34 protein-coding genes are annotated in these 26,279 nt (G+C 39.3%); 1 reads left to right on the top strand and 33 read right to left on the bottom strand.

From position 1 onward, the window contains the following. Together QM857_RS07795 and pbp2a are read right to left on the bottom strand one after the other, a co-directional pair. The coding region (locus tag QM857_RS07795; RefSeq protein ID WP_049494401.1) for a sigma factor at positions 1-478 on the bottom strand (478 nt) is incomplete at its 3' end. Positions 479-660: 182 nt separating this feature from the next. After that, complete coding sequence (gene pbp2a / locus QM857_RS07790; RefSeq protein ID WP_414275584.1) at positions 661-2,886, bottom strand: penicillin-binding protein PBP2A; 2,226 nt, start codon at positions 2,884-2,886, stop codon at positions 661-663. Between the two features lie 88 nt (positions 2,887-2,974). Here pbp2a and QM857_RS07785 point away from each other — a divergent pair, with 88 nt between their 5' ends. Beyond that, positions 2,975-3,850 carry an RluA family pseudouridine synthase gene (locus QM857_RS07785; protein WP_414275583.1) on the top strand — a complete coding sequence of 292 codons (876 nt, stop codon included), beginning with the start codon at positions 2,975-2,977 and terminating at the stop codon, positions 3,848-3,850. 66 nt (positions 3,851-3,916) lie between these two features. Here QM857_RS07785 and gap read toward each other — a convergent pair whose 3' ends face one another. From gap to rpsQ, 31 genes are all read right to left on the bottom strand, one after another. After that, positions 3,917-4,927, bottom strand: a complete 1,011-nt coding sequence (gap, locus tag QM857_RS07780) for a type I glyceraldehyde-3-phosphate dehydrogenase (RefSeq protein WP_006154814.1) — start codon at positions 4,925-4,927, stop codon at positions 3,917-3,919. 308 nt (positions 4,928-5,235) lie between these two features. Next, the gene (gene adhE, locus QM857_RS07775; protein WP_414275582.1) at positions 5,236-7,887 is read right to left on the bottom strand and encodes a bifunctional acetaldehyde-CoA/alcohol dehydrogenase; all 2,652 of its coding nucleotides are present in this window, start codon (positions 7,885-7,887) and stop codon (positions 5,236-5,238) included. Positions 7,888-8,186: 299 nt separating this feature from the next. Continuing rightward, positions 8,187-8,600 carry an MORN repeat-containing protein gene (locus tag QM857_RS07770; protein ID WP_024056349.1) on the bottom strand — a complete coding sequence of 138 codons (414 nt, stop codon included), beginning with the start codon at positions 8,598-8,600 and terminating at the stop codon, positions 8,187-8,189. Next, positions 8,593-9,030, bottom strand: a complete 438-nt coding sequence (locus tag QM857_RS07765; RefSeq protein WP_414275581.1) for a low molecular weight protein-tyrosine-phosphatase — start codon at positions 9,028-9,030, stop codon at positions 8,593-8,595. Before QM857_RS07765 ends, QM857_RS07770 begins: the two co-directional genes overlap by 8 nt. A 48-nt stretch (positions 9,031-9,078) precedes the next feature. Further along, positions 9,079-9,399 carry a preprotein translocase subunit YajC gene (yajC, locus tag QM857_RS07760; protein WP_049494404.1) on the bottom strand — a complete coding sequence of 107 codons (321 nt, stop codon included), beginning with the start codon at positions 9,397-9,399 and terminating at the stop codon, positions 9,079-9,081. 115 nt (positions 9,400-9,514) lie between these two features. Beyond that, positions 9,515-11,491, bottom strand: coding sequence for a transketolase (gene tkt / locus QM857_RS07755; protein WP_414275580.1), 1,977 nt, complete (start codon positions 11,489-11,491; stop codon positions 9,515-9,517). Positions 11,492-11,609: 118 nt separating this feature from the next. Beyond that, on the bottom strand, positions 11,610-12,230 hold the full coding sequence (locus tag QM857_RS07750; protein ID WP_414275579.1) for a ribonuclease P: 621 nt from the start codon (positions 12,228-12,230) through the stop codon (positions 11,610-11,612). A gap of 53 nt (positions 12,231-12,283) precedes the next feature. Continuing rightward, on the bottom strand, positions 12,284-13,240 hold the full coding sequence (gene jag / locus QM857_RS07745; protein WP_074324785.1) for an RNA-binding cell elongation regulator Jag/EloR: 957 nt from the start codon (positions 13,238-13,240) through the stop codon (positions 12,284-12,286). 14 nt (positions 13,241-13,254) lie between these two features. After that, positions 13,255-14,070, bottom strand: coding sequence for a YidC/Oxa1 family membrane protein insertase (locus tag QM857_RS07740; RefSeq protein WP_414275578.1), 816 nt, complete (start codon positions 14,068-14,070; stop codon positions 13,255-13,257). Beyond that, the gene (gene rnpA / locus QM857_RS07735) at positions 14,045-14,416 is read right to left on the bottom strand and encodes a ribonuclease P protein component (protein WP_371500926.1); all 372 of its coding nucleotides are present in this window, start codon (positions 14,414-14,416) and stop codon (positions 14,045-14,047) included. The genes QM857_RS07740 and rnpA overlap by 26 nt, the downstream gene beginning before the upstream one ends. Before the next feature lie 310 nt (positions 14,417-14,726). Next, positions 14,727-16,064, bottom strand: coding sequence for a PFL family protein (locus tag QM857_RS07730; protein ID WP_263394140.1), 1,338 nt, complete (start codon positions 16,062-16,064; stop codon positions 14,727-14,729). Positions 16,065-16,073: 9 nt separating this feature from the next. Continuing rightward, positions 16,074-16,340 (bottom strand): ACT domain-containing protein, encoded by a 267-nt coding sequence (locus tag QM857_RS07725; RefSeq protein WP_414275577.1) that lies wholly within the window; start codon positions 16,338-16,340, stop codon positions 16,074-16,076. 263 nt (positions 16,341-16,603) lie between these two features. Next, positions 16,604-16,990, bottom strand: coding sequence for a 50S ribosomal protein L17 (gene rplQ / locus QM857_RS07720; RefSeq protein WP_061371300.1), 387 nt, complete (start codon positions 16,988-16,990; stop codon positions 16,604-16,606). Positions 16,991-17,001: 11 nt separating this feature from the next. Further along, complete coding sequence (locus QM857_RS07715; RefSeq protein ID WP_414275576.1) at positions 17,002-17,937, bottom strand: DNA-directed RNA polymerase subunit alpha; 936 nt, start codon at positions 17,935-17,937, stop codon at positions 17,002-17,004. 43 nt (positions 17,938-17,980) lie between these two features. Continuing rightward, a complete protein-coding gene (gene rpsK, locus QM857_RS07710; RefSeq protein ID WP_001118385.1) occupies positions 17,981-18,364 on the bottom strand; it encodes a 30S ribosomal protein S11 in 384 nt (127 codons plus the stop codon). Positions 18,365-18,381: 17 nt separating this feature from the next. Beyond that, positions 18,382-18,747 carry a 30S ribosomal protein S13 gene (gene rpsM / locus QM857_RS07705; protein WP_004251117.1) on the bottom strand — a complete coding sequence of 122 codons (366 nt, stop codon included), beginning with the start codon at positions 18,745-18,747 and terminating at the stop codon, positions 18,382-18,384. A gap of 17 nt (positions 18,748-18,764) precedes the next feature. After that, positions 18,765-18,881, bottom strand: a complete 117-nt coding sequence (gene rpmJ, locus QM857_RS07700; protein ID WP_001808836.1) for a 50S ribosomal protein L36 — start codon at positions 18,879-18,881, stop codon at positions 18,765-18,767. A 24-nt stretch (positions 18,882-18,905) separates the two neighbouring features. After that, positions 18,906-19,124: a translation initiation factor IF-1 gene (gene infA, locus QM857_RS07695; RefSeq protein WP_001029883.1), complete on the bottom strand. Its 219-nt coding sequence runs from the start codon at positions 19,122-19,124 to the stop codon at positions 18,906-18,908. A gap of 117 nt (positions 19,125-19,241) precedes the next feature. Then, positions 19,242-19,880, bottom strand: coding sequence for an adenylate kinase (locus QM857_RS07690; RefSeq protein WP_414275575.1), 639 nt, complete (start codon positions 19,878-19,880; stop codon positions 19,242-19,244). 155 nt (positions 19,881-20,035) lie between these two features. Then, a complete protein-coding gene (gene secY / locus QM857_RS07685) occupies positions 20,036-21,346 on the bottom strand; it encodes a preprotein translocase subunit SecY (RefSeq protein ID WP_178895571.1) in 1,311 nt (436 codons plus the stop codon). A 12-nt stretch (positions 21,347-21,358) separates the two neighbouring features. Next, entirely contained in the window at positions 21,359-21,799 is a 441-nt protein-coding gene (gene rplO, locus QM857_RS07680) for a 50S ribosomal protein L15 (RefSeq protein ID WP_006151070.1), read from the bottom strand. A gap of 145 nt (positions 21,800-21,944) precedes the next feature. Continuing rightward, positions 21,945-22,127: a 50S ribosomal protein L30 gene (rpmD, locus tag QM857_RS07675; RefSeq protein WP_000057241.1), complete on the bottom strand. Its 183-nt coding sequence runs from the start codon at positions 22,125-22,127 to the stop codon at positions 21,945-21,947. Positions 22,128-22,140: 13 nt separating this feature from the next. Further along, positions 22,141-22,635 carry a 30S ribosomal protein S5 gene (gene rpsE / locus QM857_RS07670; protein ID WP_004251100.1) on the bottom strand — a complete coding sequence of 165 codons (495 nt, stop codon included), beginning with the start codon at positions 22,633-22,635 and terminating at the stop codon, positions 22,141-22,143. A 17-nt stretch (positions 22,636-22,652) separates the two neighbouring features. Further along, positions 22,653-23,009: a 50S ribosomal protein L18 gene (gene rplR, locus QM857_RS07665; protein WP_004251098.1), complete on the bottom strand. Its 357-nt coding sequence runs from the start codon at positions 23,007-23,009 to the stop codon at positions 22,653-22,655. Positions 23,010-23,092: 83 nt separating this feature from the next. After that, entirely contained in the window at positions 23,093-23,629 is a 537-nt protein-coding gene (rplF, locus tag QM857_RS07660; protein ID WP_414275574.1) for a 50S ribosomal protein L6, read from the bottom strand. 225 nt (positions 23,630-23,854) lie between these two features. Further along, complete coding sequence (gene rpsH / locus QM857_RS07655) at positions 23,855-24,253, bottom strand: 30S ribosomal protein S8 (RefSeq protein WP_004251095.1); 399 nt, start codon at positions 24,251-24,253, stop codon at positions 23,855-23,857. Positions 24,254-24,464: 211 nt separating this feature from the next. Further along, positions 24,465-24,650, bottom strand: coding sequence for a type Z 30S ribosomal protein S14 (locus QM857_RS07650; protein WP_001085699.1), 186 nt, complete (start codon positions 24,648-24,650; stop codon positions 24,465-24,467). A gap of 17 nt (positions 24,651-24,667) precedes the next feature. Beyond that, the gene (gene rplE / locus QM857_RS07645) at positions 24,668-25,210 is read right to left on the bottom strand and encodes a 50S ribosomal protein L5 (protein ID WP_000013542.1); all 543 of its coding nucleotides are present in this window, start codon (positions 25,208-25,210) and stop codon (positions 24,668-24,670) included. A 23-nt stretch (positions 25,211-25,233) separates the two neighbouring features. Beyond that, positions 25,234-25,539, bottom strand: a complete 306-nt coding sequence (gene rplX / locus QM857_RS07640; RefSeq protein WP_000497691.1) for a 50S ribosomal protein L24 — start codon at positions 25,537-25,539, stop codon at positions 25,234-25,236. 74 nt (positions 25,540-25,613) lie between these two features. After that, positions 25,614-25,982 carry a 50S ribosomal protein L14 gene (gene rplN, locus QM857_RS07635; RefSeq protein ID WP_000616547.1) on the bottom strand — a complete coding sequence of 123 codons (369 nt, stop codon included), beginning with the start codon at positions 25,980-25,982 and terminating at the stop codon, positions 25,614-25,616. Positions 25,983-26,007: 25 nt separating this feature from the next. After that, complete coding sequence (gene rpsQ / locus QM857_RS07630) at positions 26,008-26,268, bottom strand: 30S ribosomal protein S17 (protein ID WP_000440801.1); 261 nt, start codon at positions 26,266-26,268, stop codon at positions 26,008-26,010. Positions 26,269-26,279 lie beyond the last annotated feature (11 nt).

Raw genomic sequence — 26,279 nt, 5'->3', positions numbered from 1 at the left:
ATCTTTTTGGAGAAAAATCTCTTAGTACATGCTTTAGTTCTTTCAACATTGCTTTTCTTCCTTTGAATCGCTCATCAGCTAACAATCGTTCAAATAACTCCAATTTTTCTTTTCCTAATCCTGCTCGATACTCTTTAAGCACTTCTTGTAATGCGTAAGATTCATCTATCAACAACCCTCCTTCGCCTAATCGATGGCTAATCTCGCTCACTTCTTCATAAGCTTGTCGATCCAATCTTCTTTTATAACTTTCTTGTTTTCGAACTGCATCCAAAATTCGATTTCGAAACTTTGTTTTGAAGTAGGTATAAAATTCCTTATCTTTATTTTCCTTAAAATCAGGGTGATTTTCTAATAATTCATGTAGGCAAATCATTCCTTCTTGATCCCAATCTTCTTTTTCCCATAAATGAAGATAGTATTCTTTTCTACACTTATGTACAATAGCTTTTACTTCGTGGTAATTCATTTCTAACATAGTCATTCTCCTTTTCTGCCATTAGTATAGCAGAGGTAGAGACGAATTACGACATTTCTTCTATTTTGTTATTTATCTTGCCTGATTTTATTTTTTTGAATGTTTGATATTTCGTTGGGATATCTTTTTAGACTTTTTAGGATATAAAAAGAGACAAGAGTTATGCTCTTGTCTTTTAAAAATTATTGAAATAAATCTACAATTGTATCCCAGACGGTTTTTGCTTTTTCTTTAATTTTTGCATCCGATATAGCTCGTTCAGCCTCATCAATAAGATTTTGCGCTCGATCTCGGATATCAGTTACAGAATCACTTGATTGCGCACCACCATTGTCAGTGGCTTGATTTTGAGAATTTCTAGGTGCTATGCCGTTTAGTTCATAAGCATTCTCAACGGTAAAGGTGCTTCCTGGCGTATATGGAAGAATTGTTTCTGCCATGCTTCTAAAAATATAAGCAGCTCCATTTGATGTCGAACCTGCTAGGTAATGATTTTCATCAGTAGTCGGGAAACCAAGCCAGTGACTAATGACTACATCTGGCGTATAGCCGATAACCCACTGGTCACTCGTATACACCGGGTTGAAGGCTGCTTCTGTTGTACCTGTTTTCCCGGCCATAACATAACCATCTGGTGATGAACTTATCCCTGTACCGTTTGTGAATGTCCCTAGCATCATGCTAGTCATTTTATCGGCTACTGACTTATCGATTACACGTTTTTGAGAATTTTTGTGAGTAGCAATGACTTGTCCACTCGCATTCTCAATTCGTGTAATAAAATGCGCTTCAGGCATCAAACCTTCATTTGCAAATGCTGCATAAGCCTGGGCCATTTGTAGTGGGTTAGTTTCCACGCCACCTCCTAGAGCTACACCTAATACACGATCCACATTCGTTAAATCAAGCCCAAATCTTTCACCTGATTCAAAAGCCTTGTCGATGCCAAGTTGTTTAACTGTTGCTACAGCAGGGAGGTTTAAAGACTCGGCTAAGGCTTGATACATTGGAACTTCTGGTGACGTTTTGATACCTGCATAGTTATCGACTTTGTAATCACCATACTCCATCGTGTGATTATCCAACTCTTTATTCAGAGCCCAACCGGCTTCGACCGCTGGGGTGTAGACAACTAAGGGCTTAATAGTTGAACCTGGGCTTCTTTTTGATTGAGTTGCATAGTTGAAATTTCGGAAACCAGCTTTATCATCTCCTGCTACACGACCAACAACTCCTCGAACTCCTCCTGTTTTTGGTTCTAGAGCAACACTACCCGATTCAGCATGAGTTCCATCTTCCGCCGACGGAAAAAGAGAAGTGTTTTCATAAATGACCTGCATATTAGCTTGGTAATTCTGATCCAACTCCGTATAAATCCGATAACCATTGTTCACAATTTCTTCTTCAGTTAGATTATACTTTTCAATTGCTTCATTAACAACTGCATCAAAATAGGATGGATAGCGGTAGTCTGAAATTTTCCCTTCGTAAGCATCCTGGAGCTGAGATGCCATATCAACACCTGCAGCTTCCGCTTCTTTATTCTTATCAATATAACCAGCAACTACCATATTTTGCAGAACAGTATCTCTGCGATTAGTTGAAGCTTCAATTGAATTCAAAGGGTTGTATAATTCTGGTCCTTTCAGCATTCCTGCTAAAGTCGCAGCTTCATCAAGTGTCAATTGAGAAGCTGAAACTCCAAAGTATTTTTTACTTGCATCCTCAACACCCCAAACTCCATTACCGAAGTATGCATTGTTCAAGTACATGGTTAGAATTTCCTTCTTGCTATATTTTTTGGTTAATTCTAAAGCTAAGAAGAATTCTTTGGCCTTTCTCTGCACAGTTTGATCTTGTGAAAGATAAGCATTTTTCGCCAACTGTTGAGTAATTGTAGATCCACCACCCGAGCGACCAGCTGTTAGGATAGCTAGGAAAAAACGACCATAGTTAATTCCACTATTTTTATAGAAGCTTCTATCTTCTGTCGCAATTACAGCATTCTGCAAATCTTCACTAATTTCCGAGAGCTCAACGTAGGTTCCTTTTTGACCTGACAAGGCACCAGCCTCATTCTCTTCTCTGTCAAAAATCACCGTTCGTGTTTTCAAAGCATTCTGCAAGTCTGTAACATTTGTCGATTTAGCCAAGGCAAATAGATAAACCCCAACAAACAAGCTTGCACTTAGTCCAAGAATTAGAAAGATTTTGGTCAGATGATAGCGACGCCAAAATTTTCGAATGGGTCCGACTTGCCCAGCTTTTTTTCGCCCACCTCTTGATCTTCTTAAATTAGTCGAGGTATTTTCTTCATTATTAACTTCATCGATTTCTATTTCTGCCATTTCAGATTCTTCTTTTTTAAATAAAGAAAGAAACTTTTCAAATAATGTATCTAATTTCATGCGTTTATTTTATCATCTTCCCCATAGGAAGACAAGAATTTAGCTAGTTTCCCTATCCAAATAATCTATTTTTTGTTACAATATCTGTATGAAATTTACCTTTGTTATCCCTGATTCTCTTCCTGAAATGACTGTCAAAGTCTTCTTGGAGGAGCAACTACTCATTCCGAGAAAAATACGGCATTTCTTGAGAATTAAAAAGCACATTCTCATCAATCAAGAAGAAGTCCACTGGCATCAAACTGTCAAATCCGGAGATGAATGTCAACTGATTTTCGACGAAGAGGATTATCCTACAAAAGAAATTGTTTGGGGAAATCCTAAACTTGTCGAAGAAGTCTATCAAGATCGACATTTAATTATCGTCAATAAACCTGAGGGTATGAAGACACATGGAAATCAGCCAGACGAGATAGCTCTTCTCAATCATGTCAGCGCCTATGTCGGCCAAACCTGCTATGTTGTTCATAGACTAGATATGGAAACAAGTGGTCTCGTACTGTTTGCTAAGAATCCATTCATTCTTCCTATCCTTAATCGCTTATTAGAAAAGAAAGAGATTTCTCGAGAATACTTGGCTCTGGTTGATGGAAGATTAGCGGCTAAGGACTTGATCTTCCGAGATAAAATCGGTCGCAATCGCCACGATCGTAGGAAAAGAATTGTGGATCAAAAAAATGGTCAATACGCCGAAACTCATGTAACTCGGTTAAAACAATTTCAAAACAAAACCAGTCTCATTCGGTGTAGATTAAAAACAGGACGTACTCATCAAATCCGAGTCCACCTATCTCACCACGGACATCCAATCCTCGGGGACCCTCTCTACAACCCACACTCAAAAAACAAGAGGCTGATGCTTCACGCATTTAAACTATCCTTTATCCACCCTCTGACTTTAAACAAATTAAGCTTTACCACACTCTCAGATACATTTGAAAGAGAATTAAAACAAAATGGATGACTTTATCATCCATTTTTATAGATACAAAAAGCAAGACCGATTGGTCTTGCTTTTTCGACTCAGAAATTATTTAGCAATTTTTGCGAAGTATTCAAGAGTACGTACAAGTTGTGCAGTGTAAGACATTTCGTTGTCGTACCATGATACAACTTTAACCAATTGTTTACCGTCAACGTCAAGAACTTTAGTTTGAGTTGCGTCAAACAATGAACCGTAAGACATACCTACAACGTCTGAAGAAACGATTGGATCTTCAGTGTAACCGTATGATTCGTTAGCAACAGCTTTCATAGCTGCATTTACTTCATCAACAGTAACGTTCTTTTCAAGAACAACTACCAATTCAGTTACTGATCCAGTTGGAGTAGGAACGCGTTGTGCAGCTCCGTCCAATTTACCGTTCAATTCAGGGATAACCAAACCGATTGCTTTAGCAGCACCAGTTGAGTTAGGAACGATGTTAGCAGCACCAGCGCGTGCACGACGAAGGTCACCTTTACGGTGTGGACCGTCAAGGATCATTTGGTCACCAGTGTATGCGTGGATAGTAGTCATCAATCCTTCAACAACACCGAAGTTATCTTGAAGAGCTTTAGCCATTGGAGCCAAGCAGTTTGTAGTACATGAAGCACCTGAGATAACTGTTTCAGTACCATCAAGAATATCGTGGTTAGTGTTAAATACGACTGTTTTAACATCTGATCCACCAGGAGCAGTGATAACAACTTTCTTAGCACCACCAGCATGCAAGTGTTTTTCAGCAGCTGCTTTAGTAGCAAAGAAACCAGTTGCTTCAAGAACGATTTCTACACCGTCGTTAGCCCAGTCGATTTGTTCTGGATCGCGTTCAGCAGAAACTTTAACGAATTTACCGTTAACTTCGAATCCACCTTCTTTAACTTCCACAGTACCGTCGAAACGACCTTGAGTTGTGTCATATTTCAACAAGTGTGCAAGCATAACTGGATCTGTAAGGTCGTTGATGCGAGTAACTTCAACACCTTCTACGTTTTGGATACGACGGAAAGCAAGACGACCGATACGACCGAAACCGTTAATACCAACTTTAACTACCATTAGTGATTTCCTCCTTATGAAAATCATGAAAATTTTATTGTGAAAAGAGTAACTTGAATCACTACAAATCACCTTTCAACAAACCTATTATATAACTATTTTAGTTTTATTGCAAGCGCTGATGTTGATTTTCACTTCAGTTTTATACTTTCTAGATACACAATTTTATATAGATTCCCTTTGTCAAAAATCTATCAACATACATCTTTATAGTTATTTACAAAACTTTTTATTAAACTTTTAACCTCTTCTATTTTGAAAAACTATAAAAAGAGGCAGGATTACTCCTACCTCTGACTGATAATCAATTATTTAAGACGTCCTGGTCTTTCTTTGTAACCATAGTAAGCATCTTCGATGATTTCTTGCATATGGTCAACCATTGGAAGACGTGGGTTTGCAGGTGAACATTGATCTTCATAAGCAAGGAAGGCCAATTCACGTGAATGTTCTTTCCATTCTTTCTCGTCAACACCTTGTGCTTTGAAGTTCATTTCGATACCTACGCGCTCACCGAGTTCGTAAACAGCTTTAGCATAAGATGCAACCCCTTCTTCTGGAGTAGAAGCTGGAAGTCCAAGCATACGAGCAATATCTTGATATTTCTCATCTGCACGGTAGTAGTTGTACTTAGGCCATGTAGCTGTCTTAGCTGGGCGTGTACCATTGTAACGGATAACGTATGGAAGCAAGATTGCATTTGTACGTCCGTGAACTGTGTGGAATTGTGCACCAATCTTGTGAGCCATTGAGTGAGAAATACCTAGGAAGGCATTAGCAAAGGCCATACCAGCAATAGTTGAAGCGTTATGCATTTTCTCACGTGAGTGGAAGTCTGCATTCTTAACTGAGCTTTCAAGGTTTTCAAATACGAGTTTGATTGCTTGAAGAGCAAGTCCATCAGTGTAGTCGCTAGCCATTTGTGATACGTAAGCTTCCGTTGCGTGAGTCAATACGTCCATACCAGTATCAGCAGCAACAAATCCAGGAACTGTCAATACCAAGGCAGGGTCTACAATTGCCACAGTTGGTGTCAATGAGTAGTCAGCGATTGGGTATTTACGGTTGTTTGCTTTATCAGAGATGACGGCAAATGGAGTTACTTCAGATCCTGTACCAGATGTAGTTGGGATAGCGATGAATTTAGTCTTCTTACCAAGTAATGGGAATTTGAAGGCACGTTTACGGATATCCATGAATTTTTGTACAAGGTCACGGAAGTCCACTTCTGGTTGCTCGTAGAAGAGCCACATTACTTTAGCAGCATCCATTGGTGATCCACCACCAAGAGCGATGATTGTATCTGGTTTGAAGGAACGCATAATCTCAGTACCACGTTCAACTGTAGTGATATCTGGATCTGGTTCCACATCTGCAAAGATTTGGTAAACAACCTTATTGCGACGAAGGTCAAGTTGTTCGATGATACGATCAAGGAAGCCAAGCTCTACCATAGCGTGGTCAGTAACGATCATGACACGCTCAACGTCACGACATTTTTGAAGGTATTGAATTGAATCACGTTCAAAGTATGTTTTTGAAGGAAGTTTCATCCATTGCATGTTATTTCTCCGTCTTCCGACTTTTTTGATATTCAAGAGGTTAATGGCGCTAACGTTATCCCCAACTGAGTTACGTCCGTAAGAACCACATCCGAGTGTCAATGATGGCAAGAAGGCATTATAAACATCCCCGATACCACCGAAAGTAGAAGGTGAGTTACAGATAACACGAATAGCTTTAACAGCTTTACCAAATTCTTTGGTCAATTCTTCATCTGCTGTATGGATAGCAGCTGAGTGTCCAAGACCGTTGAATTCAACCATTTGGCGTGCTTTGTTAATTCCGTCTTCACGGCTTTCAGATTTCAAAACTGCGATAACTGGTGACAATTTTTCACGAGTCAACGGCTCGTTTTCGCCAACTTCTTTACATTCTGCAGCAAGAATGTTTGTTCCTTCCGGAACAGTAAATCCTGCTTGTTCTGCGATCCAAGTTGCTGGTTTACCAACGATGTCAGCGTTCAATTTTGCACCAGCACAGTTTTTGCTGTTTGCTTTCACGCCGAAGCAGAACTCTTCAAGAAGAGCTTTTTCTTTTTTGTTTACAAAGTAAGTATGGTAAGATTTGAACTCAGCTACAAATTCATCATAAATTTCTTTATCAATGATAACCGCTTGTTCAGATGCACAGACCATACCGTTATCAAATGATTTAGACATGACGATGTCGTGAGCAGCTTGGCGGATGTTAGCTGATTTTTCAACATAAGCTGGAACGTTTCCGGCACCTACCCCAAGAGCTGGTTTTCCACATGAGTATGCAGCTTTAACCATGGCATTCCCACCTGTTGCAAGGATTGTTGCAACACCTTCGTGGTTCATCAATGCGCTAGTTGCTTCCATAGATGGTTCAGTAATCCACTGTACACAGTTTTCAGGAGCTCCTGCTTTAATCGCTGCATCACGCACGATTTGAGCAGCGTGAGCTGATGATTCTTGAGCTGATGGGTGGAACGCAAAGACAATAGGATTACGAGTCTTCAATGAAATCAAAGCTTTAAAGATTGCTGTTGAAGTAGGGTTTGTTGTTGGAGTGATACCACAAACAACACCAACCGGTTCAGCGATAAGAGTCAATCCTGTTACATCATCTTCTTCGATAACACCAACTGTTTTAGTGTGGCGCATGTTATTTACCACGTGCTCACAAGCAAATAGGTTTTTAGTCGCTTTATCTTCAAATACTCCACGTCCTGTTTCTTCAAAGGCATGTAAAGCCAATTCTCCGTGGGCATCAAGAGCTGCAACTGAAGCTTTTGCTACAATATAATCGACTTGATCTTGGTCAAGTTTACGCATTTCTTCAAGGGCAACCAAAGCTTTTTGCACCAAACCATCGACATGCTTTTCAGCAGCGAGTTTCTTTTCCTCTGGTGTTACAGTTTTTTTATCAGCCATATTTTCCTCCATAGCTTTCAAGGATTGTAAGTCCTTTGTTAATTTTTTCACAATCTTATTATAACTCTTTTTTCAAGATTTGTAAACAGTTTCATAGAAATTTCACAAACTTTTTTTATTCGCTTGTGAAAATAATTTTGCACATCCCTACACATACACTTTTTAGCTTATACTTTGTGAATAATCTCGTAAAACTTTTATTTTTCACAAACTTCATTGTAAAAAGGTATTGAAAGGCGTCTTAATTTCCATGTAAGCGCTTTCTATAGGTGCGGTATATTACCCCCTCTAAGAGGAGGTTATTGTGCTTGTTGGAAGAGCCCTTGTTTAAAGTCACCTTCATAGACAACTTCTTGCTCTGTAGTCAGTTTTCCTTTTCCTTCAGCTTGGCCATTAACAAAGTCCCCCTCATAAACCCAGCCTTCTTTAGCTTGGTAGGTTCCTTTACCGTTAAATGCTCCATTTTTAAATTCACCAGTATAAGTGTCGCCATTTGAGAAGGTCATTGTGCCTTTGCCATTCATCTTTCCACGAACAATACTTCCATCATATACAAGTGAATCGCCATCCAGTTTTAAAACTCCTTGCTTAGGCATATTCCCTACAAATACAAATATAGCACAAAGAGCTATGACTACTACTGTTGCAATTTCCAAACGAGGACGCGTTATATAGACACTGTACTTATCATAGAATTTCTTTAAATTATCCATTTTTTGCCTCATTTTCTAAACGTGTTAGCCAAGCTTGGCAACCAGTTAAAACTCGATCATAAGTTTCATCAAAATCACCTGTGTACCATGGATCAGGAACACCCTCAGAAGCAAATGCCTCTAGCTTGTGTTGTTGGTCTTGAGGACACATTCGAGTCAAATCTAGAAGATTAGACTCATCCATCCCAATGATATAGTCAAAATACTCAAAATCTTTTTTAGAAATTTGTTGGGAAGTTTTCGAAGTATCATAAGGAACACCATGACTTCGAAAGATGCCTTGCGTCCCTTTGTGGATTGGATTACCGTGTTCCCAGGAAGAAGTCGCACGACTTTGAATCTCATATTTATCGGTCAGGGATTTCATTACAAATTCCGCCATAGGACTACGACAAATATTGCCAAGACATACAAAAACAACTTTCTTCATTATTATTCCCCATCTTCATAGAAAAAGGGGTATGAGATCCACCCCGTTTTATTCTTCAATCGCGCTTTCACCATCGACAACTGTACCTTCTGATGTAACAGCCTCTTTAAGTGGCAAGACAGATTTGATAGCTCCAAGTTCAAAAGTCAAGTAAACTCCGTCTACATCAAGTACGATCGTTCTGTTTTCGGTATCAACTTCATCAACTGTACCGTATAAACCACCGATAGTAATGACTTCATAGCCTTTTTGAAGTTTATTGAGACTCTCCATGCGTTTTTCAGCTTGTTTCTTTTGAGAACGTTGCATAAAGAACATCAAGGCAAACATCCCTACAAGCATAATCACAAATGTTAAATTTGGATTCATTGTATTTTCTCCTTTGTAATTCAGATAAAACTACTATATCAAATTTCACTATTTTTTACAAGATTGCACCTTAGTTTTAGGTCAATAAAAAACCAGAGCAAAGCTCTGATTTTTCTTATTTCAAGTTGTTTACGATTTCCACTAAGTTATCAACTGTAAATCCATACTCTGCTAACACTTTTGAAGCTGGGGCAGATGCTCCAAAGGTATCAATACCGAGAACTGCTCCATCAAGACCAACGTATTTGTACCAGTTTTGAGTCGCTCCCATTTCAACCGCCACACGGCGACGAACTGCATTTGGTAGGATTTCTTCTTTGTATACGGCATCTTGTGCATCAAAGACATCCGTAGATGGCATGCTAACTACGCGAACTTTTCCACCTTGACTTGCCAATTCTTTAGCAGCTGCAACAGCTAGATTAACCTCTGAACCTGTTGCAATCAAAATCGTGTCAAAGTCTGCTGCATTTTCATAGACAACATAAGCACCTTTCGCAACCTTATCAAAGTCTGTTCCTTCCTCAACAGTCAAGTTTTGACGAGTCAAGACGAGGGCAGTTGGTGTTTTCTCACTATTCACTGCAAGGTACCAAGCTGCTTGAGTTTCACGCGCATCTGCTGGACGGAAAACATTAAGATTTGGAATCGCACGGAGTCCTGCCAAGTGCTCTACTGGTTCGTGAGTTGGTCCATCTTCACCAACTGCGATTGAATCGTGGGTGAAGACATAGGTTACAGGAAGACCTTGTAGAGCTGACAAACGAACTGCTGCTTTAAGGTAGTCTGAGAATACGAAGAAAGTTCCACCATAAACTCGAAGTCCACCGTGAAGAGCCATTCCGTTCAAAACTGTACCCATTGCAAATTCACGAACACCAAATTGGATATTACGGTTCAAGCGATTTGCATCATCCTGAAGTCCGTCAGTTTTGATGTAAGTCATATTTGAATGAGCAAGGTCAGCTGATCCACCAAGGAAGGTTGGCAATTTAGCAGCCACTACATTTAAAGCATCCTGACTTGAGTTACGAGTTGCTTGAGAGAAGCCATTTTCTAAAGCTGGGAAGTCTTCTGGAGTCAATTCAACTGGATCACGTCCGTCGATGATTGCTTCCACTTCTGCAGCAAGCTCTGGGTAAGCTTCTTTATAATCTGCAACTAGTTTTGTCCATGCTTCATATGCTGATGCACCTCGGTCTGCAACATTTTCTTTGAAATCAGCATAAACTTCTGCTGGGATTTCAAATGGTTCGTAGTCCCAACCAAGGGCTTGACGAGTTGCAACCGTTTCGTCCGCACCAAGAGGAGCACCGTGTACGGCATTAGTTCCTTGTTTGTTTGGCGAACCATAACCAATAACAGTTTTCACTTCAATCAAAGACGGTTTCCCTGAAGCCTTAGCCTCTTCAATAGCTGCTTGAATAGCTTCTAAGTCTGTCCCATCTTCAACCAAGGCTGTATGCCAACCGTAAGCATTGTAACGATCGCGAACACTTTCTGTGAATGAATCTTTTGTTTCGCCGTCCAAGTTGATATCATTTGAATCATAGAGAACAACCAATTTGTCAAGTTTCTGCAAACCTGCATAAGAAGCAGCTTCACTTGATACACCTTCCATCAAGTCACCATCTCCACAGATAACATATGTGTAGTGATCAAAGATGTTATAACCTTCGCGGTTATACTTGGCTGCAAGGAAACGTTCTGCTTGTGCAAAACCTGTCGCAGTCGCAATCCCTTGTCCTAGAGGACCTGTTGTTGCATCAACCCCTGCTGTATGACCAAATTCTGGGTGACCTGGAGTTTTGGATCCCCATTGACGGAAGCTCTTCACTTCATCCATGCTCACATCTTCAAATCCAGAAAGGTGAAGAAGGGCATAGAGAAGCATTGATCCGTGACCCGCTGAAAGAATAAAACGGTCGCGGTTGATCCAGTTTGGTTGAGCTGGATTGATACGAAGTTCTTTAGTGAAAAGGCTGTAAGCCATCGGAGCTGCACCCATAACCACCCCTGGGTGACCTGAATTAGCTTTATTAATAGCGTCAATACCTAAGAAACGAATAGCATTAACAGATAGATTTGACATAGAATTTCCTTTCTATTTAAGGTGATAAGTTTATCACATATCCTATTCTACTATTATATGAAAAAACAGATAGAATAGCAATAAAACAATTTACTATAAAATGACTCAGCCGACTATACTAATCTCTAGTCACTTGATAGTAAGGTGATAGTTTTTCGAAACCTCTATCAAGTTTATCTAAAAGCTTATCTATAGTATCTTCATCGGCTACTGGAATATCAACTTTTACTAAAACCTTACGAATCTCCTGATTGGATAATTGTTGTCTTAAAAGTTGTCTATTCTCCTCAGTAGCTTGTACTCTATAGCTTTCATCGTTTTTCTGAACCAAATAATAGATTCCATCAACCACTGGGATATCCAATATTTTAGCCTGCTTTGACAAGGTAGTCTCATCTTTCTTTCTCTCTACAAAGCTGACTTCTATAGAGATTCCCCAATTATTCTGATTTCCATACAATCGAAGAGCCATCATGGGCTCTGTTACATGCCCCTCTCTCTGTAAATAAACCCAGAAATGTGGTCGTAATCTCTGCGCTTGATTCATCCATTGACTGGTTGGGTGTAAATTCCAATCGGAATGCCTAGCTTGAAAACATTTCGCTAGGTGAGTAAATGCCTTTCGCGCTTCCTGCCCTTTTTGACGCAGGTCTAGCATTTTATCCTTTTCAGCTCCTGCTTTTTCAGGATTCCGGTACTGTTCCCCTTGATAAGCAAGATAGTCCTTGATTTCTTTCATTTTATTCCTTCTTTAGTTAGAAAAAAATCAGGTTTCCCCTGATTTTTCATTTTTTATTCTGTGTCAACTACAACGTAACGATTTGGTTCGTCACCTTCAGAATAGCTAGTAACACCTTCCATTCGTGAGATAATACGATGGATAATTTTACGCTCGCTGCTTGACATTGGATCTGTCATCTGACTACGGCCTTCTTCCAAGACACGTGTAGCTAATTTTTGAGCATAACTCTGTAACACTTCTGCACGATGTTCTACATAATCATTCACGTTGATAGTAATGTAGAAAGTTTTTGAATAACGATTGTAGAGGTAATTTTGTGCCAAAAGTTGAAGGGATTTCAAAACCTTACCATGGTAACCAATGATACGGCCTGGCTCATTTGTATCAATTTGCATGTTGATAGAGCGACGGTTAGAGGTGCTAGAAATAGTTCCCTCAACATCCATATCATCGATGATTGCTTGAACATAATTGGTTACTTCTTCAACAACCTTTTCGGTGTCGTATGTTGGCTCGACTTTCAAACCAAGATTTTCTAAGTCGCTGCCTTTTTCAGGCTCAACTTCATCTTGAGTTTCTTCAGGTTGCAATTCTTTTAAAACTTCAATATGGCCTGTTTCTTCTAAAATCGTGCTGGCTTCTTTATCATTCTTAAGAATTTCAGCCTTGACTTCTTCAGAAATTTCTTGGCCTTCTTCTTCAATTTTCTTGATAGCAGCAACCACATGTCCCAAATCAACGGTTGCTTCGCTGACTGTTTTAACTGGATCATTTTGATCATTAATTTCTTTTGGAACACCTTTGATCGCCTGCTGATTCGCTTTTACAACAGTTGTTTCACTGATTGCTTCGATATCAACTTGAGCTGGTTTTGTACCAAAAAGTCCAAAAAATCCCTTTTTCTCTCTCGAAACAACTTTGATATGAGCTTTCATTCTCGGAATATTTAATTCATTCAATCCCTTTTGGATTGCTTCTTCAACTGTTGAACCTGTAAATAATACCATTATCAGATTTCTCCTTACTTTTTCTTTTTCTGTGCTTTCTTTAGAGCTTTTCTTTTCTTAACTTCTAAATCCTTCTTAGCTTGCACATCAGCTTCACGCTCTGCAATGATTTTGAAGGGGTTGTTCAAAAGGTAAGTTTGCAATACTTGATAAGCATTTGAAACCGCCCAGTAAAGAGCGACACCACTTGGAGCAGATATTGCAAAAAAGAAGATTATAACAGGCATCCCATACATCATACCTGTCATTGCACCATTTTTCTCAGGCAAAGCTTTATTTGAAAGCCAGCTACTGAGGAAGGTGAATAGGGCAGCCAAAATAGGTAGTACGAAAGTGGTATCAGCTCCACCTAGATTGAACCATAAGAAGTGGCCTGTCTTCAAAAAATCGACGTTTGATAAAGCTTGGAAAAGAGCCAATAGAATTGGCATTTGAATCAAAAGCGGCCAGAAGGATGCGGATTGCTTAATGCCTAATTCTTTAAATAATTTACGTGTTTCCTGATCTAGCTTAGTACGACTTTCCATGTCGCGACCTGGATAACGTTCGCGCAATTCTTTGATAAGAGGTTGCGCCTCTTGCATTTTTCTGGAAGCCACCATTTGTGTTTGAAAGACTGGTAACAGTATTGTTCTAATCAAGACTGTGAACAGAATAATCCCTAAACCAATGCTGACATCAAATGACAAAAATCGAATAGTTTCAGCAAAAAAATAAACAAGTTTACTCCAAAAATCTGCAGAATTTGCAGATACTTCACTAGTTGCACAAGCAGTCATTACCAACAAGGACAAACCTAACAAACTAGTCAATTGTAATTTCTTCTTCACTCTTATTTCCTTCCTGGTAAATCTTTGCTAATCTCAAAACATGAAGTAAGTTTTTTTCAATTTCTGCATATTCTAATAGTTCAACGCCTTTTCGAGCAATCACAACAAAATCGACATTATCAATAAGTTGATTACTATTTTGAATGAGAACATGCCGGATTCTTCTCTTGATTTGGTTTCTTGTCACAGCATTTCCTAATTTTTTACTGACTGATAAACCCACTCGAAAATGTGTTTCGTTGTTTTCTAATCGATAAATAACAAATTTTCGATTAGCTACACTTGCTCCCTTTTTAAATATGGCGTCGAAATCTTTCTCTTTTTTTACACGAAAGCTTTTTCTCAAAAATTCTACTCCATCTAATAAAACTACTACTATTATACCATAATTTTTCAAAAAGCCAATCATGGCAAGGTTTTAGGCTGGTTTGACTTCGAAAAAAGTAGCCATTCTTAAAAAATTTGACCAGAATCAATGAAATTTTACTAGTTTTTTAAAGAATACAAAACAAAAGCCACTCTTACGAGCGACTTTTGTAGGAGATTATTATGAAAAAGTTTAGGATTTCTATTAAATAAAGTTAGGAGGTCTTTATTTAATGATTAGAGTATACACACCTATCCTTAAATTGAACTTAAATCATTTTATTTTTTTATTAATTTTTAAAACTATGAATTGGAGCTGGAATCTGTCCTCCACGAGCAATGAAATCAGCCGAAGAAGCTCCGTTGACTTTCATAACTGGGGCAGTTCCTAGCAAGCCACCAAACTCAATCATATCGCCTTCTTTACCCTTTGGAATAATACGGACAGCTGTGGTTTTCATATTAATAACACCAATTGCTGCCTCATCCGCAATCATAGCCGCAATCGTTTCTGCCGGGGTATCTTCTGGAATGGCAATCATATCCAATCCAACTGAACAGATAGCAGTCATGGCTTCTAATTTCTCAAGATTTAGGGAACCATTTTGCACTGCTGCTATCATACCCTCATCTTCTGAAACCGGGATGAAAGCACCTGACAGACCACCGACTTGGTTGCAAGCCATTACTCCGCCTTTTTTTACTTGATCATTTAAAAGAGCTAAAGCGGCAGTCGTCCCATGAGTTCCAACTGTTTCCAGTCCCATTTCTTCCAGAACCCGAGCTACAGAATCCCCCACTGCAGGAGTAGGTGCTAAACTCAAATCAACAATCCCAAAATCAACACCTAGTCTTTCACTAGCCATCTGGCCAACTAATTGACCAATCCGAGTAATCTTGAAGGCTGTCTTTTTAACAGTTTCAGCAACTACATCAAAGCTTTGGCCTCGAACTTTTTCTAAAGCACGTTTGACAACACCAGGCCCTGAAACACCTACATTGATAATAACATCAGCTTCACCAACACCATGAAAGGCTCCGGCCATAAAAGGATTGTCCTCAACTGCATTGGCAAAAACGACAAGTTTTGCAGCCCCCATATCTGAAAGCTCAGCTGTCTCCTTGATAATTCGGCCCATATCAGCTACAGCAGTCATGTTAATTCCTGACTTGGTTGAACCAATATTGACAGACGAGCACACTTTGTCTGTCTCGGCCAAAGCACGTGGAATCGAGTTGATGAGTATTTCATCCCCTTTTTGGTAACCTTTTTGAACTAAGGCAGAAAAGCCACCAATAAAATCAACACCAATTTCTTTTGCTGCTCTATCTAAAGCTTTGGCTAATGGTACATAGTCCCTTGCATCTGTAGCAGCACCAATTAGAGAAATCGGTGTTACTGATACACGTTTATTGACAATAGGTATCCCTAACTCAGCAGCGATTTCATCACCGACAGCGACTAAATTTGCCGCCTTAGTCGTAACTTTTTCATATATTTTATCTGCAGCTCTATCAATATCTGGATCAATACAATCAAGAAGAGAAATCCCCATGGTAATGGTACGAATATCAAAATTCTGCTCTTCAATCATTGCAATAGTTTCGGTAACTTGTCTAATATCCATAAGCACCTCCTAGATATTGTACATAGAATCGAAAATAGCCGCACTCTGAATATTGATTTTGACATTCAAGGTCTGGCCAAAGGCCTCAAACTCATTTCTTAGTTGAGTAAAATCTTGTTTTTCATCACTGGATACTATAGCCATCATGGTAAAGAACTCATCCAAGACAGTTTGTGAAATATCATCAATATTTAATCCTAATTCAGCAATCTTAGTCGCAACACCTGCAACAATACCACCCTTATCTTTTCCAACAACAGTTATAATAGCTTTCATATTGGTCCTCCATCTTTGAAATCATAGAAAAATAACCCTATCTATATTTTTCTTTTTTCTCAGTATAGCACATTTATTTCAAAAAAACTAAAAAACGCCTGCTTACGAAATTGTTCTTAAAAGAAAAACAATTTCGTAAACAAGCGTCTACCCTACCATCTTATGATGAGTGTTCCCGCTAGGACAAAAGTCCTAGCGGTAGACCAGAGCTAGACTAAGAGCACAGGGCTCCATCATCATAACACTCAACAAAATTGATGATTTTATACTAATTCGATGATCGCCATTGGCGCTGCATCACCACGACGTGGTTCAGTTTTAAGGATACGAGTGTATCCACCGTTACGTTCTGCGTAACGAGGTGCGATTTCTGAGAACAATTTTTGAAGTGCTGTAGTAGAAGTGTACTTATCAGTTACTTCATCATAGTTTTCAGATGCGATTTCATTACGTACGAAAGCAGCAGCTTGACGACGTGCATGCAAATCACCACGTTTACCTAGAGTAATCATTTTTTCAACAGTTTTACGGATTTCTTTAGCACGAGCTTCAGTTGTCACGATTGATTCGTTGATCAAAAGGTCAGTTGTCAAATCGCGAAGCATTGCTTTACGTTGTGAGCTAGTGCGTCCTAGTTTACGGTAAGCCATGTATTCCTCCTTTATTTATCTTTTAATCCAAGACCCAAATCAATGAGTTTAAGTTTCACTTCTTCCAAACTCTTGCGTCCAAGATTTCTTACTTTCATCATCTCTGCTTCAGATTTTTCTGTCAAATCATGCACAGTATTGATACCAGCACGTTTCAAACAGTTATATGAGCGTACAGACAAGTCAAGTTCCTCAATCGTACGTTCCAAAATACGGTCGTCCGATTCAGTATCAGCTTCTTTCATCACTTCTGCAGATTTAGCAATCTCTGTAAGATTTGTAAACAAATCAAGATGTTCTGTCAAAATACGTGCTGAAAGCCCTAAAGCATCTTCTGGAATAATAGTTCCATTTGTCAAGATTTCAAGGGTTAATTTGTCGAAACCATCATTGCTTCCTACACGAGCAGGTTCAACTTGATAGTTAACTTTTGTAACTGGTGTATAAATAGAATCTACAGCAAGTGTTCCAACTGGGGCATTATCTTTTTTATTTTCATCTGCAGGTACATAACCACGACCAGTATTTACAGTCATAGTTGCTTTAAATGAAGCACCTTCTCCGATTGTAAAAAGATAATGATCTGGATTTACGATTTCAATATCACTATCAGTTAAAATATCTCCGGCTGTCACTTCAGCAGGACCTTCAACATCAAGTTCAATAGTCTTTTCGCCTTTTACATATGATTTAACTGCAATACCTTTAATGTTCAGAATGATTTGCATCACGTCTTCGCGAACACCAGGAATTGTATCAAATTCATGTAATACTCCATCGATATCGATAGATGTAACAGCTGCTCCTGGAAGAGAAGCAAGAAGTACACGACGAAGAGAGTTACCAAGTGTTGTACCGTATCCACGTTCTAGTGGTTCGATTACAAACTTGCCATAATCTTTATTTTCATCAATTTTTGTTATATTTGGTTTTTCAAACTCGATCATTTAGTTACTCCCTCTTAAACGAAAAGCAGTGTAAAGGTAATGATTATACACGGCGACGTTTTGGAGGACGAGCACCATTGTGTGGCACTGGAGTCACATCACGAATTGCTGTTACTTCAAGACCAGCGGCAGCAAGAGCACGAATAGCTGACTCACGACCAGAACCTGGACCTTTTACAGTAACTTCAACTGATTTAAGACCGTGTTCTTGTGCAGATTTAGCAGCAGCTTCTGAAGCCATTTGAGCAGCAAATGGTGTAGATTTACGAGAACCTTTGAAACCAAGAGCACCAGCTGATGACCAAGCAATTGCATTACCATGCACATCAGTAATCATAACAATAGTGTTATTAAATGTAGCGTGAATATGAGCAATACCAGATTCGATATTCTTTTTCACACGACGTTTACGTGTTGGTTTAGCCAAGACTTTTACCTCCTATATTATTTTTTCTTACCAGCAATCGCAACAGCTTTACCTTTACGAGTGCGAGCGTTGTTTTTAGTGTTTTGTCCACGGACAGGAAGTCCACGACGGTGACGGATACCACGGTATGAACCGATTTCCATCAAACGTTTGATGTTCAAGTTCACTTCACGACGAAGGTCACCTTCAACTTTAATTGCATCCACTTCACGACGGATAGCATCTTCTTGATCTGATGTAAGGTCACGAACACGAATATCTTCTGAAACTCCAGCAGCTGCCAAAATCTTTTGAGATGTTGCAAGTCCGATACCATAGACATAAGTCAATGAGATAACTACGCGTTTGTCATTTGGAATATCAACTCCAGCAATACGAGCCATGTTTTCTCCTTTCTATCTTATCCTTGACGTTGTTTGTGTTTTGGATTTGCTGGGCAAATTACCATAACACGACCATTACGACGAATTACTTTACAGTATTCGCAAATTGGTTTGACCGATGGTCTTACTTTCATTTCTTATCCCTCCAAGTTTTTCGATTATTTAAAGCGGTAAGTGATACGTCCACGTGTCAAGTCATATGGACTCATTTCAACAGTAACACGATCTCCCGCTAAAATACGAATATAGTTTTTACGAATTTTACCAGAAACTGTTGCTAAAATCTGATGTCCATTTTCAAGTTCAACCGTAAACATTGCATTCGGCATCGTATCGACTACTTTGCCCTCAACTTCAATCACATCGTCTTTTGCCACGCAAAAGTACCTCCCTAAATTTCGATTTGATGCCTCTAGACACAGAGACAACAATTATAAGTCAGACTAACTCAGTATAACATTTGTCAAGACATTTTGCAAGTCTGAAAAACGCTTTTATTTCAAATTTGTCAAGACATTTTTAATATCTTTAAAGACATCATTGATATCTTGGTTACCTTCGATATCATGTACTAGACCTTTAGCACGGTAGTGAGCAATGATTGGTTCACCTTGAGCAATATTAACATCCAAACGACGTTTTACTGTCTCAGGTTTATCATCCTCACGTTGGTAGTAATCTTCCTCTTTGTAATCAACTGGTGGGTTGAATACTTTATGGAAAGTTTCGCCAGTTTCACGGTGAATGATACGACCACTCAAACGTTCAAGTAGGCATGATGGATCTACTTCGATGTTAATAACACCTTCAAGTTCAATTCCAAGTTCAGCCAATGTTTTGTCTAAGGCATGAGCTTGCTCAATTGTACGTGGGTACCCATCCAACAAGAAGCCAGTTTCTTTAATATCATCTTGAGAAAGACGTTCTTTAACAATTCCATTTGTAACTTCATCTGGAACCAATTCGCCTTTATCAATATAAGACTTAGCTAATACACCCATTTCAGTTTGGTTAGCCATTGCTGCACGGAACATGTCACCTGTTGAGATGTGGGCAACGTGAAACTGTTCAACAATTTTCGCTGCTTGTGTCCCTTTACCTGCACCAGGTAAACCCATAATCAAAAGATTCATGATTCAAACTCCTTTTTTGTATTTAAATAGAAGCAAAAATTCATTTCAACTCCTATTTAAAAACAAAATAGAAGAGAGGAGATAAAAATCTGACAATGTCTTTGATTTTTACACTCCACTCTCTGAGCAATAGTGAATTTTATTTTCTATTACAATTATTCTGTTGTATCTAAGAAACCAACATACTTACGTTTCAATAGATAACCTTCCAATTGTTTAATTCCTTCGATACCTGTAGAGATAATGATTAGCAAACTTGTTCCCCCAAAAGCGACAACTTCTGAAAGACCAAATAAATCTTTAGCTACAATAGGTAGGATAGAAATCACACCTAGGAAGATTGATCCGACTGTTGCGAGACGACGAAGAAGTTTTGACATATATTCTTCTGTCCCTTTACCAGGACGGACACCATGGATATAAGCTCCACTCTTTTGTAAATTTTCTGCTGCTTTCTCTGGATTGATCTGTACAAATGTATAGAAGAATGTAAAGAGAATAATCAACAGAGCATACAAAGCAACACCTGTTGGGGTTGAAGTAGATACCAACTCTTGAGCTGTTTTTACCCATTCCCAATTAAGACCAGACGCACTTACGAATTGTAAAATTGCTGCCGGTGCTGCTGTAATAGAGCTAGCAAAGATAACCGGGATAACCCCAGCAGGGTTAATCTTCAATGGAAGATAGGAGCTTGACGGCGCACCTTGAGCTACCTTTGTATACTGAATTGGAATCTTGTATTTAGCTTGTTCAACGTAAGTTGTAAAGTAAACAATTAACAAAACAGCAATGATTAAGATGGCAACGAAAATGAGAGACGATGTCAAACGACTGCTTGGTACATTGACAAAGTAATCTACATAGATGCCCTTAATCATATCAGGAATTGAAGCAACAATCCCTGCAAAGATAATCATTGAAACACCATTTCCGTATCCCTTATCTGTGATTTGCTCTCCCAACCAGGTTACAATCATGCTTCCTGCGGTTAAAATTCCACCAATTACAAGGAATACTTGTGGTGTAAGTGGTACAGTCAAAAGTTTAGCTCCAGACAGAGCGTTAAAACCAGCAGTAATCCCGACTGATTGAACAAATGCAAGCACAAGGGCAATGTATCGAGTCGCTTGATTTAACTTTCTACGACCTACTTCCCCTTGTTTGCCCCACTCTACAAATTTTGGCAATAAATCCATTTGCAAGAGTTGGACGACGATTGAGGCTGTGATGTAGGGACTAACACCAAGTGCAAAAACTGAGAAGTTTTTCATGGCATTCCCTGACACCAAGCTCAACATATTCAAGAAGGATAGTCCACTCAAAGCGTTCAAGCTATTTGCATTTACCCATGGTACAGTAATGCTTGTACCGATACGGAATACAAATACGATAAAAATTGTAAATAGAATTTTTGATCGAACTTGTTTAACTTTGAATGCTTCTCTCAATAATTTAAAAAACATAGGTCACCTCACTTAGATGACTTCAACAGAACCACCTTTAGCAGTGATAGCTTCTTCAGCTGATTTAGAGAATTTAGCTGCTTTAACAGTCAATTTCTTAGTCAACTCACCGTTACCAAGAACTTTGATACCTGATTTTTCAGATTTAACAATTCCTGATTCTACAAGTACTACTGGAGTTACTTCAGCACCGTCATCAAAGGCGTTCAATTGATCAAGGTTTACAATAGCATATTCTTTAGCGTTGATGTTAGTAAATCCACGTTTTGGAAGACGACGGAACAATGGAGTTTGTCCACCTTCAAAACCAAGACGTACACCGCCTCCGCTACGAGCTTTTTGACCTTTTTGACCACGGCCTGATGTCTTACCGTTACCTGATGAAGTACCACGTCCAACACGGTTACGTGACTTACGAGAACCTTCTGCAGGTTTCAATTCATGAAGTTTCATTATATATTTTCTCCTCTTTTGTAAAATGCTAGCGCCGATAAGAGAGAAAAGGTTGTCTCTCCTATCAACTCGCCTATACTGAGTCATCTAAGATGACTATATCTAGTTTTAGGGGATGGTCTTATGCACATCCCCTAAAATTTTATTAGTTTACTTCTTCAACTGTTACCAAGTGAGATACTGCAGTGATCATACCACGGATAGCAGCGTTATCTTCTTTAATAACAGAGCTGTTCAATTTGCCAAGTCCAAGTGCTACAACAGTTTTACGTTGTGATGGAATGCGTCCGATTGGAGACTTAGTCAAAGTAATTTTAATTTGAGCCATTTTATCCCCTTTCTTATGCCAAATCAGAAACTGAAATACCACGAAGGGCAGCAACTTCTTCAGCGCGTTTCAATTGTTTCAAACCTTCAACAGTTGCGCGAACAATGTTGATTGGAGTGTTAGAGCCAAGTGATTTAGATGTAATATCTGCCACACCTGCCAATTCCACAACGGCACGAACTGCACCACCTGCGGCAACTCCAGAACCTTCTACAGCTGGTTTCAACAATACTTTAGCTCCACCGAATTCTGAAAGAACTTCATGTGGGATTGTTGTTCCAACCATAGGAACTTCGATCAAGTTTTTCTTAGCATCTTCTACTGCTTTGCGGATTGCTTCTGGAACTTCTTGAGCTTTACCAGTACCAAATCCTACACGACCATTGCGGTCACCAACAACTACAAGAGCTGCGAAACGAAGACGACGTCCACCTTTTACAACTTTTGTAACACGGTTAACAGCAACTACGCGTTCTTCAAGTTCTACTGCATTGTCTTTAAATGCCATTTTCTAGTGTCCTCCTATTAGAATTTCAATCCGTTTTCACGAGCTGCATCAGCCAAAGCTTTCACACGTCCGTGATATAGATATCCACCGCGGTCGAACACCACTTCTGAAATACCTTTAGCACTTGCACGTTCTGCAACGAGTTTACCGACAGCAACGGCTTGTTCAGTTTTAGTTCCTTTTGAAACTTCTTTGTCAAGAGTTGAAGCACTTGCGAGCGTTACACCCGCTACGTCATCAATCACTTGAGCGTAGATGCCTGTATTAGAACGGAATACGTTCAAACGTGGGCGATCAGCAGTTCCAGAGAGTTTTCCGCGAACGCGACGGTGGCGTTTTTGGCGGAGTTTGTTTTTATCTGGTTTAGAAATCACAGTTTTCACCTCTTTAATTTTAAATCGTGTGCTATGCACAAAGTTGGTAATGAGGTTGGTGGTTGAAAATCAACCACTCAACATTATTTACCAGTTTTACCTTCTTTAAGACGAACATATTCGCCAACGTAACGGATACCTTTACCTTTGTATGGTTCTGGTGAACGAAGGCTACGTACGTAAGCAGCTGTTTGACCAACTTTTTCTTTTGAAATTCCGCTGATAACGATAGTCGTTGGGTTTGGAAGTTCAAAAGTAATTCCTTCTGGAGCTTCAACTTCGTCTGGATGTGATTTACCAACAGCCAAAACAAGTTTGTTTCCTTGAAGTTGTGCACGGTAACCAACCCCACGCATTTCAAGTTCTTTCTTGAATCCTTCTGAAACACCAATAACCATGTTGTTCAAAAGTGCACGAGTAGTTCCGTGGATAGTTTTCATTTCTTTTGAATCGTTTGGACGGTGAAGAGTTACTTCAGTACCTTCCACACGGATTTCAATATCTTTTGAGAACTCACGAGTAAGTTCTCCTTTAGGTCCTTTTACAGTTACAACGTTGTCATTGTTAGTGATTTCAACACCAGCAGGCAACGCGATAACTTTATTACCAATACGTGACATGTTTTTATTCTCCTGTTAAATTGTCAGGCCATAAAGGCCAGTTTTCACGGGGTTTAAGATACTTATTTAGTTCAAGAGCTGAACTGAACACGCTCTAAGAACTTTGTATCTTGATTTGAGTTCGAGCTAAGAATTTGGTGAAAAAGATAAGTTTGTCTTGGAGCATCGCTCCTGCTACAAACTTCCTATTTTCTCTGCATTCTTTTAACGCTCTCACATCATCAATTACCAAACGTAAGCGATAACTTCCCCACCAACATTCTTTTGGCGAGCTTCTTTATCAGTAAGCAAACCTTCTGAAGTTGAAAGGATAGCAATTCCAAGACCGTTAAGTACTTTTGGAAGATCTTCACGTTTTTTGTAGACACGAAGTCCTGGTTTAGAAACGCGTTTCAAGTTAGTGATAACTCGTTCACCGTTTGCTCCATATTTAAGGAATACACGGATGATGCCTTGTTTGTCATCTTCGATGATTTCTACGTTCTTAACAAAACCTTCGCGTTTAAGGATTTCAGCAATCCCTTTTTTGATGTTTGATGCAGGTACTTCAAGTACTTCGTGTTTTGCTTGGTTAGCGTTACGAATACGAGTTAGGAAGTCTGCGATTGGGTCAGTCATAACCATTTTATTTTCTCCTCTTACTAGTAGTTTGCAAGTTGCACTTGCTAGTTAATGATTGAGCTGGGCTCAGATAGTATTGACACAGTCAAACAAGATAATCTCATTTGAACACGAGCTACAACCTGGGCAAAAAAGATAGATTTGTCTTGGAGCATCGCTCCTGCACTAAATCTCCTATTTTTGCTGGGGTTGTTACGCTCTTTGTATCATGATATTACCAAGATGCTTTTGTTACACCAGGGATTTGACCTTTATATGCCAATTCACGGAAGCAAACACGGCAAAGTTTAAACTTGCGGTAAACTGAGTGTGGACGTCCACAACGTTCACAGCGAGTGTATGCTTGAGTAGAGAACTTCGCTGGGCGTTTGTTCTTAGCAATCATAGATTTTTTAGCCATTAGTTATACCTCCTATATTATTTTGCAAAAGGCATTCCAAGGCCTGTAAGCAATGCACGTGACTCTTCGTCAGTGTTAGCAGTAGTTACGATAACGATGTCAAGACCACGAGTTTTGTCAACGTCATCAAAGTTGATTTCTGGGAAAATCAATTGCTCTTTCACACCAAGTGTGTAGTTTCCGCGTCCGTCAAATGATTTTGTTGGAACACCGTGGAAGTCACGCACACGTGGAAGTGATACTGAAACCAATTTATCCAAGAATTCGTACATACGTTCACCACGAAGGGTAACTTTTGCACCGATCGCAACACCTTCACGAAGACGGAAGCCGGCGATAGATTTTTTAGCTTTAGTGATAAGTGGTTTTTGACCTGAGATAAGTGCTAATTCTTCAGCAGCTTTTTCAAGGCTTTTAGCGTTTGATACAGCTTCACCCACACCCATGTTCAAAACGATCTTATCCACTTTAGGAACAGCCATCACTGATGAGTAGTTAAATTGTTCTGTCAAAGCAGGAACTACTTCATTAAGATATTTTTCTTTTAAACGATTTGCCATTATACTTCTCCTTTCCTTCGTGATTAATCAAGCACTTCGCCTGATTTTTTGTTGTAGCGAACTTTTTTACCGTCTACAAATTTGTAACCAACACGACCAGCTACACCATTTTTATCCAAAACTTGAACGTTTGATACGTGGATAGCTGCTTCCTTCTCGATGATACCACCTTGAGGAAGTTCGTTTGTTGGACGTTGGTGTTTCTTAACGATGTTAACACCTTCAACGATAACTTTGTTTACTTTTGGAAGGGCAGTAAGGACAACAGCTTCTGTTCCCTTATCTTTACCAGCGATTACGCGAACTTTGTCGCCTTTTTTTACAAACATTTTTTTCTCCTTTTATTCTTACGCCCAATGGGCACCCTGGCTAGGCCAGGGGACTGTGTTTGTTTTTTTATTGATTAAAGTACTTCTGGAGCAAGTGACACGATCTTCATGAAGCCACCTTCACGCAATTCACGTGCAACTGGGCCAAAGATACGTGTTCCGCGAGGAGTTTTGTCGTCACGGATGATAACTGCTGCGTTTTCGTCAAATTTGATGTATGAACCATCAGCACGACGAGCACCTGATTTAGTACGAACGATAACTGCTTTAACAACGTCACCTTTTTTAACCGCACCACCAGGAGTAGCTTGTTTTACAGATGCCACAATAACATCACCGATGTTCGCAAATTTACGTTTAGAACCACCAAGAACTTTGATAGTCAAGATTTCGCGTGCACCGCTGTTGTCTGCGACTTTCAAACGAGTTTCTGTTTGAATCATTTCAGTTTTCTCCTTTCAGGCTTGATTAGATGATAACCGCTTCTTCAACAACTTCTACAAGACGGAAACGTTTTGTAGCTGAAAGCGGGCGAGTTTCCATGATACGTACGATATCGCCTTCTTTGGCAACATTGTTTTCATCATGTGCTTTGTATTTTTTAGAGTAGTTAATACGTTTACCATAGACTGGGTGGTTACGTTTTGTTTCAACTACAACTGTGATTGTCTTGTCCATTTTGTCAGATACAACACGTCCAACAAGAACTTTACGATTATTGCGTTCCATTGAAATTCTCC

This window comes from Streptococcus infantis (assembly GCF_047463315.1).
Lineage (GTDB): Bacteria > Bacillota > Bacilli > Lactobacillales > Streptococcaceae > Streptococcus > Streptococcus infantis_AB.
This window is presented reverse-complemented; position numbering and strand designations above follow the sequence as displayed.

Excerpts from the sequence above, each read along its gene's own strand:
- pbp2a (WP_414275584.1), bottom strand. The coding sequence starts at position 2,886 with ATGAAATTAGATACATTATTTGAAAAGTTTCTTTCTTTATTTAAAAAA.
- QM857_RS07785 (WP_414275583.1), top strand. The coding sequence starts at position 2,975 with ATGAAATTTACCTTTGTTATCCCTGATTCTCTTCCTGAAATGACTGTC.
- gap (WP_006154814.1), bottom strand. The coding sequence starts at position 4,927 with ATGGTAGTTAAAGTTGGTATTAACGGTTTCGGTCGTATCGGTCGTCTT.
- adhE (WP_414275582.1), bottom strand. The coding sequence starts at position 7,887 with ATGGCTGATAAAAAAACTGTAACACCAGAGGAAAAGAAACTCGCTGCT.
- QM857_RS07770 (WP_024056349.1), bottom strand. The coding sequence starts at position 8,600 with ATGGATAATTTAAAGAAATTCTATGATAAGTACAGTGTCTATATAACG.
- QM857_RS07765 (WP_414275581.1), bottom strand. The coding sequence starts at position 9,030 with ATGAAGAAAGTTGTTTTTGTATGTCTTGGCAATATTTGTCGTAGTCCT.
- yajC (WP_049494404.1), bottom strand. The coding sequence starts at position 9,399 with ATGAATCCAAATTTAACATTTGTGATTATGCTTGTAGGGATGTTTGCC.
- tkt (WP_414275580.1), bottom strand. The coding sequence starts at position 11,491 with ATGTCAAATCTATCTGTTAATGCTATTCGTTTCTTAGGTATTGACGCT.
- QM857_RS07750 (WP_414275579.1), bottom strand. The coding sequence starts at position 12,230 with ATGAAAGAAATCAAGGACTATCTTGCTTATCAAGGGGAACAGTACCGG.
- jag (WP_074324785.1), bottom strand. The coding sequence starts at position 13,240 with ATGGTATTATTTACAGGTTCAACAGTTGAAGAAGCAATCCAAAAGGGA.
- QM857_RS07730 (WP_263394140.1), bottom strand. The coding sequence starts at position 16,064 with ATGGATATTAGACAAGTTACCGAAACTATTGCAATGATTGAAGAGCAG.
- QM857_RS07725 (WP_414275577.1), bottom strand. The coding sequence starts at position 16,340 with ATGAAAGCTATTATAACTGTTGTTGGAAAAGATAAGGGTGGTATTGTT.
- rplQ (WP_061371300.1), bottom strand. The coding sequence starts at position 16,990 with ATGGCTTACCGTAAACTAGGACGCACTAGCTCACAACGTAAAGCAATG.
- QM857_RS07715 (WP_414275576.1), bottom strand. The coding sequence starts at position 17,937 with ATGATCGAGTTTGAAAAACCAAATATAACAAAAATTGATGAAAATAAA.
- rpsM (WP_004251117.1), bottom strand. The coding sequence starts at position 18,747 with ATGGCTCGTATTGCTGGAGTTGATATTCCAAATGACAAACGCGTAGTT.
- rpmJ (WP_001808836.1), bottom strand. The coding sequence starts at position 18,881 with ATGAAAGTAAGACCATCGGTCAAACCAATTTGCGAATACTGTAAAGTA.
- QM857_RS07690 (WP_414275575.1), bottom strand. The coding sequence starts at position 19,880 with ATGAATCTTTTGATTATGGGTTTACCTGGTGCAGGTAAAGGGACACAA.
- secY (WP_178895571.1), bottom strand. The coding sequence starts at position 21,346 with ATGTTTTTTAAATTATTGAGAGAAGCATTCAAAGTTAAACAAGTTCGA.
- rplO (WP_006151070.1), bottom strand. The coding sequence starts at position 21,799 with ATGAAACTTCATGAATTGAAACCTGCAGAAGGTTCTCGTAAGTCACGT.
- rpmD (WP_000057241.1), bottom strand. The coding sequence starts at position 22,127 with ATGGCTCAAATTAAAATTACTTTGACTAAGTCTCCAATCGGACGCATT.
- rpsE (WP_004251100.1), bottom strand. The coding sequence starts at position 22,635 with ATGGCATTTAAAGACAATGCAGTAGAACTTGAAGAACGCGTAGTTGCT.
- rplF (WP_414275574.1), bottom strand. The coding sequence starts at position 23,629 with ATGTCACGTATTGGTAATAAAGTTATCGCGTTGCCTGCTGGTGTTGAA.
- rpsH (WP_004251095.1), bottom strand. The coding sequence starts at position 24,253 with ATGGTTATGACTGACCCAATCGCAGACTTCCTAACTCGTATTCGTAAC.
- QM857_RS07650 (WP_001085699.1), bottom strand. The coding sequence starts at position 24,650 with ATGGCTAAAAAATCTATGATTGCTAAGAACAAACGCCCAGCGAAGTTC.
- rplE (WP_000013542.1), bottom strand. The coding sequence starts at position 25,210 with ATGGCAAATCGTTTAAAAGAAAAATATCTTAATGAAGTAGTTCCTGCT.
- rplX (WP_000497691.1), bottom strand. The coding sequence starts at position 25,539 with ATGTTTGTAAAAAAAGGCGACAAAGTTCGCGTAATCGCTGGTAAAGAT.
- rplN (WP_000616547.1), bottom strand. The coding sequence starts at position 25,982 with ATGATTCAAACAGAAACTCGTTTGAAAGTCGCAGACAACAGCGGTGCA.
- rpsQ (WP_000440801.1), bottom strand. The coding sequence starts at position 26,268 with ATGGAACGCAATAATCGTAAAGTTCTTGTTGGACGTGTTGTATCTGAC.